Origin of the sequence: Chitinophaga sp. GbtcB8 (genome assembly GCF_019091455.1) — a bacterium.
Taxonomy (GTDB): domain Bacteria; phylum Bacteroidota; class Bacteroidia; order Chitinophagales; family Chitinophagaceae; genus Chitinophaga.
Window position 1 is genome coordinate 223097 of sequence record NZ_JAGXJN010000006.1, and the last position, 9390, is coordinate 232486.

7 protein-coding genes are annotated in these 9390 nt (G+C 45.8%); 6 read left to right on the forward strand and 1 reads right to left on the reverse strand.

Annotation, left to right across the window (positions count from 1 at the left end):
- Nucleotides 1-11 precede the first annotated feature (11 nt).
- Together KVT36_RS09175 and KVT36_RS09180 are read left to right on the forward strand one after the other, a co-directional pair.
- Complete coding sequence (locus KVT36_RS09175; RefSeq protein ID WP_217603193.1) at nucleotides 12-1661, forward strand: RagB/SusD family nutrient uptake outer membrane protein; 1650 nt, start codon at nucleotides 12-14, stop codon at nucleotides 1659-1661.
- A gap of 86 nt (nucleotides 1662-1747) precedes the next feature.
- Nucleotides 1748-2905 carry a glycoside hydrolase family 130 protein gene (locus KVT36_RS09180; RefSeq protein WP_217603194.1) on the forward strand — a complete coding sequence of 386 codons (1158 nt, stop codon included), beginning with the start codon at nucleotides 1748-1750 and terminating at the stop codon, nucleotides 2903-2905.
- A gap of 20 nt (nucleotides 2906-2925) precedes the next feature.
- Here the strand turns inward: KVT36_RS09180 and KVT36_RS09185 are convergent, their stop codons facing one another.
- A complete protein-coding gene (locus KVT36_RS09185; RefSeq protein ID WP_217603195.1) occupies nucleotides 2926-3834 on the reverse strand; it encodes a DUF6268 family outer membrane beta-barrel protein in 909 nt (302 codons plus the stop codon).
- Between the two features lie 183 nt (nucleotides 3835-4017).
- On the opposite strand from KVT36_RS09185, the gene KVT36_RS09190 reads away from it, so the two are divergent.
- From KVT36_RS09190 to KVT36_RS09205, 4 genes are all read left to right on the forward strand, one after another.
- Nucleotides 4018-5046: a sensor histidine kinase gene (locus KVT36_RS09190; protein ID WP_217603196.1), complete on the forward strand. Its 1029-nt coding sequence runs from the start codon at nucleotides 4018-4020 to the stop codon at nucleotides 5044-5046.
- 1 nt (nucleotide 5047) lies between these two features.
- Nucleotides 5048-5803: a LytTR family DNA-binding domain-containing protein gene (locus KVT36_RS09195; RefSeq protein WP_217603197.1), complete on the forward strand. Its 756-nt coding sequence runs from the start codon at nucleotides 5048-5050 to the stop codon at nucleotides 5801-5803.
- 271 nt (nucleotides 5804-6074) lie between these two features.
- Nucleotides 6075-8348, forward strand: coding sequence for a PSD1 and planctomycete cytochrome C domain-containing protein (locus KVT36_RS09200; protein ID WP_254639919.1), 2274 nt, complete (start codon nucleotides 6075-6077; stop codon nucleotides 8346-8348).
- 29 nt (nucleotides 8349-8377) lie between these two features.
- Nucleotides 8378-9390, forward strand: a 1013-nt coding sequence (locus KVT36_RS09205) for a DUF1501 domain-containing protein (RefSeq protein WP_217603199.1), incomplete at its 3' end; no start/stop codon positions are given.

Consider the following 9390-nt stretch of genomic DNA (forward strand, 5'->3'; position numbering starts at 1 on the left):
TTTCTATCACCATGAGAGTTAGCATATATAAATCTATTCCACTGGCAGCGATCACTTTTTTAAGTTTGAGCTGTAACAAGCAATTAACAGAAGAACCACATTCGGGGCTCACCCCTCAGTATTTTAATACAGCGCAGGGCTTTCAGTCCGGGCTGGATGCAGCTTATGCCGGTAACCGGAGCATATGGGGAACTGAGAATTTTATGACCATGACCGTGCCCGGCACCGATGAGTTCAAATCCGGCGGGGGCGGTAACAATGATTTTAATATTTATTCAAGCAGCTTTGATGCCAGCAGCGGCTGGGTATCGGGCATCTGGAATGCCTGTTACACGTACATAAATGATTGTAATGGTATCATTGACAATGGGCCCACCGTTACCGGCCTTGATGCGGCCACGGTGAAGCAAAAAGTGGCCGAAGCTAAATTTTTACGCGCAAATTATTATTTCATACTGGTGCGTTTCTGGGGGCCTGTTACGCTGAATACCCATTTTATTACAGAACCCAGTACCAGCGCCACCAGGGCGCCCATGGGTGATGTTTACAGCTTCATTATCCAGGACTTAAAAGATGCCATTGCCGGATTACCACCAAGCCCGGTGCAAAATGGTGTATTGCCCGGTAAGGCTACCGGCGCTGCCGCATCGCACCTGCTGGCAAAAGTATACCTGACCCGGGCATACTCTTTAGTGAAACAGCCGGATGATTTTCAGAATGCTTATACTACTGCAAAAGGCCTGATTGACAATGGCGCCGGCTTAGGCCTTGGGCTGCTGCCGGATTTTGCATCGGTGTATGCGGAAGGTAATGAGGCAAGCAAAGAGGTGCTCTGGAGTGTACAACATACTCCCAACCTTACTTATAACAATAATAGCAACGAATTAAATTTTCACTATGTAATGGGTTATGAAAATTTCCCGGGCCTGGTTCGCTCTATGGCTTATGGCCGCCCGTTTGCGCGCGTTGAATTAACCCGCTGGATGAGCGATACCTGTTTTGCCGATAAAACAAACGACACCCGGTATTACAAAACATTTCAATCGGTATGGTTATCTAACTCCGCCGACAAAATTCCTAAGGTAAATGGCGTTCCCAAATATGCATTGGGTGATACAGCCATTTATATGCCCGGGGTGGATGTTAGTAATGCTGATATTACCTCCATACGCTACCTGCTGGTACCGCCGCGGAATTATACCCTGCAGTTATATCCCACCATGCTCAAATACCAGGATACCAAAAGGGCGAGTATTAATGATCCATCGGTAAGGCCGGTTATTGCTTACCGCCTGGCCGAAACCTATCTGTTGGCAGCAGAAGCGGCTTTCAACATGAACGATAATGCCAGCGCCGCTAAATATATTAATGTGGTACGGGAGCGGGCAGCCTACCCAACCGGAAACGCTGCCACCATGTCTGTTAAACCAGCTGAGGTTACGCTGGACTATATCCTGGACGAGCGGGCACGTGAGTTAGCCGGCGAACAAACCCGCTGGCTGGACCTGGTAAGAACAAATAAGCTGCTGGAACGTGTAAAATTACATAATCCGGATGCGGGGGTGAATATTAAAGACAAGCATATACTAAGACCCATTCCTCAAAGCCAGATAGACAGGACCATTACCGGTGACAGATATCCGCAAAATGCAGGTTATTGATTAGAAAAGTATATTGCACCAGCCCGCGGATCATTTTACAGATCCGCGGACTGATGTATTTAATTCAAAAGATATTAAACTACATTATGATTAAAACATACTTCCGCGGTTTTCTCCTGCTGTTTTTTTTCATCACTCAAATAACATTCGCTCAGTCTGCCAACTCTTTGCCGGATTGGGCTTTGGGCGGTTTTTTAAGACCGCAGGGGGAGAACCCCATCATTTCGCCGGACACCACTGCCACGTTCACCGATCCAATGAGCAGGTCAAAAATAAAGTGGGAGATCAACGATACCTTTAACCCCGGGGCAGCAGTTAAAGATGGTAAAATAGTGGTCCTCTACCGGTCTGAAGATAACAGCGGCGTAAAGATCGGTACCCGTACCTCACGCCTTGGTTATGCAGAGAGCAAGGATGGCCTGCATTTTAAACGAAAAAAGGAACCTGTTCTTTTTCCGGCAGATGACGAGCAAAAAACATTTGAATGGCCCGGTGGTTGCGAAGATCCGCGAATAGCAATAACTGAAGATGGTACTTATGTAATGCTGTATACACAATGGAACCGTAAGGTGCCGCGCCTGGCAGCAGCTACCTCAAAAGACCTGGTTCACTGGACCAAGCACGGGCCTGTTTTTCAGGACGTTTATAATGGCAGGTTTTTCAACATTGCTACTAAATCGGCATCTATCCTCACCCAGGTTAAGGGCGATAAGCAGGTTATTGCCAAAGTAAACGGCCAGTATTTTATGTATTGGGGCGAACGGCATGTGTATGCTGCCACCTCAGCTAACCTTACGGATTGGCGCCCTTTAGTGGATGATAAAGGTGAATTGCTGATCCTGGCGTCTCCCCGTAAAGACTATTTCGATAGCGACATGACCGAATGCGGCCCACCTGCTTTGTTGACAGATAAAGGCATCATCCTGTTATACAATGGCCGGAACAGTGCTGCCAGAGGCGACAAACGTTTTGCCGCCGGAACATACAGTGCCGGCCAGATGTTATTCGACAAAACCGAACCCACCAAATTGATAACGCGGCTTGATGTGCCATTTTTCAGGCCCCGCGAGGCTTTTGAAAAACGGGGTCAGTATGCAAGCGGAACTGTATTCATTGAAGGCATGGCATGGTTTAAGCATAAATGGTACCTCTATTACGGCTGCGCGGACTCCAGGGTAGGAGTGGCCATTTATGACCCGCAGCACCCGGCAGCACCGGATCCTGTTGAGGACCCTGCCCGGTAACAACCTTTAAAAAATAACTTTTAAAACCTGATCTGTAAACCAGCCGACACATAAGGAGCTGCCTGGAAATGGTATCCTCCATCCTGAAAAATGCTTTTCAGCTTTCTGTCCATCATTTTTGCCGGGCGCGTGGCGCTAATGCCGGCTGTAATAGGTATTGATACCTTTTTGCCGATCTTTATTTCCGGTCGAAAACCTGCCACCAGGTATTGATGCGCGAATATTTTATCTTTTCCGTCCTGCTCCAGCAGCGCCATTTGTCCATTCAATTCGGCTATAAAGCTTAAACTCAGGTTTTCATAAGCATTATATCGGACGGACATTTCTAAGCCTTTCATAGCTGCTACCTTAACCGCATATTTACCTTTTGTTTGCCAGTTTATATAAAAGGCCGGGAATAACATCGGATAACCAAAAGAGTTATTGATGGCAAGGCCTGCTCCCAGCTGCAGGTTGGGCTTTAGATGATAAATGAAAACAGCTCCAACACTTCCAAGTACATTTTTAAAACTTATTTGAGAGAGCCGGGTACCTGGCATATAAATTCCGCCACCGACCGTTGCCATCATAGACCACCTGTTATTCAGAGGTCTTACATGGTTAAGGCTTAAACCAATATTCAGGATCTCATCAATAACCAAAGGCTCAGTAAAGTTTTTATTATCGAGTTTTGCATATTCACCACCCACATTTATTGTCCATAGGGTTGGGCGATTGTTTTCATCCAATTTTTCATATAGCGGAATATTAACACCTCCCTCATAAACCATTGCCGAGCCTTCACTATTTCCCACTCTCTCGTTCCTGCCATCTTTAGTTACACGATAGCCCGATTTTCCAAAATATTCAGTTTTAAACATAACTTTAACCTGCGCGTTTATGTCCGAATTCCCAACAATCATAAATACGAAAAACAATAGCTTCTTCATTCCAGTATTTTTAGTCAAAAGTTTGATGTTTATTGCCAAAGCTCTGTGTTTAGGAGATCTTGTGGAACTCTTTTTGACGAATCATAGCTTTACCTTTGACGAATGGCCGTACATTGTCATGTTAATCCGTTAATTTTAGCAGAAAGGAAACATTGACTGTTCATCACAGCCCAAAGACAGATTATGTTGCTGAAAATAAAGAGCCGTATAAAAGAGAATTATGCAATTCTTGCCTGCTGGACAATGTTGTTTTTTGCCTTGTGGTTACAAATTATACCAGATACAGGGTCTTTGACCGAAGCAACGTTATATCCAGTTTTAACACTCCTGTCTGTTTCCCCCATTACAACCTATCTCAGTGAAACTTTGCTGCCAAAAGCCATCAGGCAAAAAGCTGCGGTAACCTTTATTCTTCAGTTCCTTGGTTTTTCCATCCTGGTTGGAATGGTACGTTTTTTCTATTTGTATCTTTTTGCTTTTTTAGAGGGAAAAGGCGTTTTCCCCCTTTCAGAATATTTTAATATCAAGGTGCCGGCGTATTATTTACTCGTATCCATCCCAACAGGGATTGCGATCAATCTATGCATCTGTGGCGTCCGGTTCTTTCAGGAAAATTTAAAGCTGAAAAAAACAATTATAGAATATCAATTGCGTACGCTTCAACATCAGGTTACCCCGCATTTTATGTTCAACGTATTGAACCATATCCATATTTTGATGCAAACCGATGTGGATCTGGCTTCCGATCTGCTCATAAAATATTCTGAAATATTACGTTACCAGCTTTATAATGGCGACAAACAAAAGGTAACATTGGAGCAGGATATTCAATTCCTGAAAGATTTTATTGCTGTTGAAGAAGTACGCTGGGAAGACAAGCTAACGGTTTCCTGTTCGTGGAAAATAGAGGATCCTAAAAAAGAAATACCCGCGCTTCTTTTTATTACATTCGTTGAAAATACATTTAAACACGTCTCGAAATCTGATTTTGAAAAAGGATATATCCATATAAATTTTGAACAAACAAATAATACCATCTCCTTTTATGTAGAGAACTCAAAATCTACCTTACCTGTAAAGAAGAAAAGTACAGGTGGTGTGGGGCTTAAAAATATACAGGAACGCCTGGAAATATTATACTTCGGAAAATATGATCTATCCGTTGAGGAAACCGATCGAGTTTATCAGACAAAACTTGTTATACAGTTATAAAATGGCAGAACTAATATCAAAACAGATTACACCATCCAGGATCAAATGCCTGGTCGTTGACGATGAATCTATTGCCATAAAGGGGATCATCAATTATATGGACAAGCTGGATTTCCTGGAAGCCACGGCTTGCTGTTCTTCTGCATTGGAAGCAGCAGAGATCCTTAAAAAGAAAGAAATAGAACTGATGTTCCTGGATATTAATATGCCTCACCTTTCGGGATTGGAGTTTTTAGAAGCGCTTGACAAACCTCCTTTAACAATTATAACAACAGCCTATTCCGAATATGCTATTGAAGGATTCAGGCTTCATGTGGTGGATTATTTGCTGAAGCCTATCGCTTTTCAACGTTTCTTCCAGGCGGTATCGAAGGCACAGACTATGTTTCGTTCGCAGCTGATACTGAGAGATGGGCATGAGGGAACAAAATCTGATATGTATATCAGGCAGGGGGGAGATGCTTTCCTGCGAATTGAATGGGAAGATATTCTTTATGCGGAAGGAATGCAGAATTATGTGAAATTATATTTCAAGGATAAGGTGCTGACCATTCATCAAACAATGGCTTCACTAGAGGAAATATTGCCTAAGGATCATTTTTTCAGGATACACAGGTCCTATCTTATAAATATATCCCATATTCATAAAATTTCAGGAGGACAGGTTAGCATCAATGGAAGCAACCTGCCTATCGCAAAGCCCAAACGGCAGGATCTGTTAAATGCCGTAGTGTATAAGAACCTGATAAGTAAGTAAAATTTATTTTATTGAAGACCCTCCACCGTGTAATAAGATACTACTTGGCTATTTGTAGGTATGTATATACATAATGCGAACAAACTATTACTATGAGATAAAATACTATCAAAGTGGTGCCTGATTATAGCCGATCTTTACTATAGCAGCCGGATCAACGTTATAAGAAATCAATCGCCGGATAATTCGCCCATACCAAGACAGTTTTAATTAATTGCTGAAAATTATGTTCCACCGTTATGTCAGACTCGTCATCTGTTCTCTTGCATTTTTGTACGCATGCAATAATAGCAATACACCGGAAAACCAGCCAGAAAAACTACCCGAAATTGTAGACTATAATTTTGATATACGGCCCATTTTATCAGATAAGTGTTATGCCTGTCATGGTCCTGATGCCAATAAACGGGAAGCCGGCCTGCGGCTCGACATTGCCGACAGCGCTTATAAAGCACTCCGCGAAATACCCGGCGCACATGCCTTAGTACCCGGAGATCCTTTAGCTTCTGTAGTATACCAGCGTATCAGTACTACTGACACTTCCATGCGTATGCCGCCTCCATCCACCAATATGGCGCTGAGTAATTATGAAGTAAAGCTGATTGAGAAGTGGATTAAACAGGGTGCAAAATATAAACCGCATTGGGCATTTGTGGCGCCGGTAAAATCTGCATTACCCAAAGTAAACAAGGAGCAATGGGCGCGCAACGAAATAGACTACTTTGTATTGGCCCGCATGGAGGAACACGGGCTGAAACCCAATCCTGCAGCAGATCCCGAAAGACTGCTGAAACGCCTTTGCCTGGATCTTACCGGCTTGCCGCCCTCGCTTGAAAGAATGGAACGTTTTGCCAAAGATACCAGCGAGGCGGGTTATGAACGCATGGTAGATGAGCTGCTGGCCGACAGCGCCTATGGCGAGAAAATGGCGGTACACTGGATGGATGTGGCCCGGTATGCGGATTCACACGGTTACCAGGACGACAACTACCGCTCCATGTGGCCCTGGCGCGATTGGGTGATCCATGCATTCAATGAAAACCTTTCTTACAAGGATTTTATAACCTGGCAGCTGGCAGGAGATATGATCCCCGGCGCCACCCGCGAACAATTGCTTGCAACAGGCTTTAACCGCAACCATAAGATCACTGAAGAAGGCGGGGTAATAGATGAAGAATACCGTATTGAATATGTGACGGACCGTACCAACACATTCGGCAAAAGCATGCTTGGTATCACTATTGAATGCGCGCACTGCCACGATCACAAATATGATCCTTTCTCCCAAAAAGAATATTATGAGCTCTTTGCTTTCTTTAATAATGTGAAGGAAGCAGGGCTGCAATCTACTGTAGGGGGCCCTGAAACCTATGCTAAAACGCCCTATATGGAGATCACCAAAGAAGATCTCAAAGACGTGCTCAGTTTCATTAATAAACAGGACACCAATAAGCTGATCGTATCTGTAATGGGGGAAAAGGATACTACGCGAAAAACGTATATTCTTGGCCGTGGTAACTACGATAACCCTACACTGGAAGTACAGCCGGAAACACCGCATGCCGTGTTGCCCTTTAATGTGAAGCAATACCCGGCTAACCGGCTTGGCCTGGCGGGTTGGTTGTTTGACAAGCGGAACCCGCTCACAGCAAGGGTTTTTGTGAACCAGCAATGGCAGGAAGTATTCGGCAGAGGCATTGTGAAAAGCAGCGGCGACTTCGGGATGCAGGGAGATCTACCCAGCAATCCGCAGCTCCTTGACTGGCTGGCGGTTGATTTTATGCAGCACGGATGGAATATTAAACGGCTCATGAAACAAATAGTGATGACAACCACTTACCGGCAGTCGGCCGCCATTTCCAAACACAAGCTGAAAGCAGATCCTGAAAATATTTATCTCTCCCGCGGACCCAGGTTCCGGCTTACTGCAGAAGGCGTGCGCGACCTGGTGCTGAAAAGTAGTGGATTGCTGGTACCTGAAATTGGCGGTCCCAGTGTAAAACCCTATCAGCCCCAGGGCTTATGGGAAATGGCTACCTCCGGCAGAGGCATCCTGGCCAGCTACCGGCAGGATCATGGGAAAAGCCTTTACCGCAGAGGCTTGTATACCTTCATCAAACGCACGGTGCCGCCACCTTCTATGATGATCTTTGATGCCAGTAACCGCGATCAGTGCGAGGTAAAACGCGCCAGCACCAATACGCCCCTGCAGGCGCTCATTATGCTCAACGATCCCACCGTGCTGGAAGCCAGCCGGGTACTGGCTTCCCGGTTGTTGCAAAAAGACAGGAATGCAACCAGGAATATAATGCAGGCCTTCCGTTTGATTGTTTGCCGCACACCGCAAAAACGGGAAGTAGACCTGCTGCAGAAATATTATGAACAGCAGCAGCAATGGTATAAACAGCAACCCGGAAATGCGGTGAAGCTGCTGCAGCAGGGTGAGTACCCGATGGCAGTAAACCTGGACAATGCTTCATGGGCCGCCATGATGCAGGTGATCACCACTATTTATAACATGGAAGAAACGCTTTCAAAAACATAACGATCGTAAGTCACGCATAATAAAGGCCGATGAAAAACGAATTTATAGAATATCACCTGAACATGAACCGCCGTAAGTTCCTGTCACGCCTGAGCCTTGGCGTGGGCAGCCTGGCGCTGGGTTCATTGCTGGTACCTGGCCTCCTGGGCAAAAGCAGCGGGGAAGAAGCGCCCTTTGTTCCGGGCATGCCGCATTTCGCACCCAGGGCCAAAAGGATCATCTACCTGTTTCAGAACGGAGCGCCGTCCCAATTGGAAAGCTTTGATTATAAGCCAAAGCTGCGGGAAATGATGGGGCAGGAGCTGCCGGCCTCCATCCGTATGGGACAACGCTTAACAGGCATGACCTCCGGGCAGTCGTCTTTTCCGCTGGTAGGTTCGTATTTCGATTTCAAACAGTACGGCGCGGCCCGTGCCTGGATCAGCGACCTGTTTCCGAACACGGCACGGATAGTGGACGACATCTGCATTATGCGTTCAATGTTCACCGAAGCCATTAATCATGATCCCGCGCTCACCTTTTTCCAGACAGGGGCGCAGCAGGGCAACCGCGCCAGCTTTGGCTCCTGGATGAGCTATGGCCTTGGCAGCGAAAATAAGAACCTGCCTGCCTTCTGTGTGCTGCTGTCAAGAGGAAAAGGAAACGGACAGGGCGTATACTCTAAGCTGTGGTCCAATGGATTTTTAGACAGTATTCACCAGGGCGTTCAGTTCAGCAGCGGTGAAAGCCCGGTATTGTACCTGAACAATCCCGAAGGCATTGATATGGCTAACCGCCGCCAGATGCTGGACCAGCTGGCCGCATTGAATGATCAGTCGTATCAAGAATTCGGCGACCCTGAGATCAATACCAAGATACAGCAGTATGAAATGGCTTACCGTATGCAAACGGCAGTGCCGGAACTGACCGATCTCTCCAAAGAATCAGATGATATCATAAAGCTGTATGGGCCTGACTGCCTTGTGCCCGGCACATTTGCAGCCAACTGCCTGTTGTCCAGGAAGCTTTCTGAAAGCGGTGTGCGTTTCATCCAGCTGTACCA

Excerpts from the sequence above, each read along its gene's own strand:
- KVT36_RS09195 (WP_217603197.1), top strand. The coding sequence starts at position 5,048 with ATGGCAGAACTAATATCAAAACAGATTACACCATCCAGGATCAAATGC.
- KVT36_RS09185 (WP_217603195.1), bottom strand. The coding sequence starts at position 3,834 with ATGAAGAAGCTATTGTTTTTCGTATTTATGATTGTTGGGAATTCGGAC.
- KVT36_RS09175 (WP_217603193.1), top strand. The coding sequence starts at position 12 with ATGAGAGTTAGCATATATAAATCTATTCCACTGGCAGCGATCACTTTT.
- KVT36_RS09190 (WP_217603196.1), top strand. The coding sequence starts at position 4,018 with ATGTTGCTGAAAATAAAGAGCCGTATAAAAGAGAATTATGCAATTCTT.
- KVT36_RS09180 (WP_217603194.1), top strand. The coding sequence starts at position 1,748 with ATGATTAAAACATACTTCCGCGGTTTTCTCCTGCTGTTTTTTTTCATC.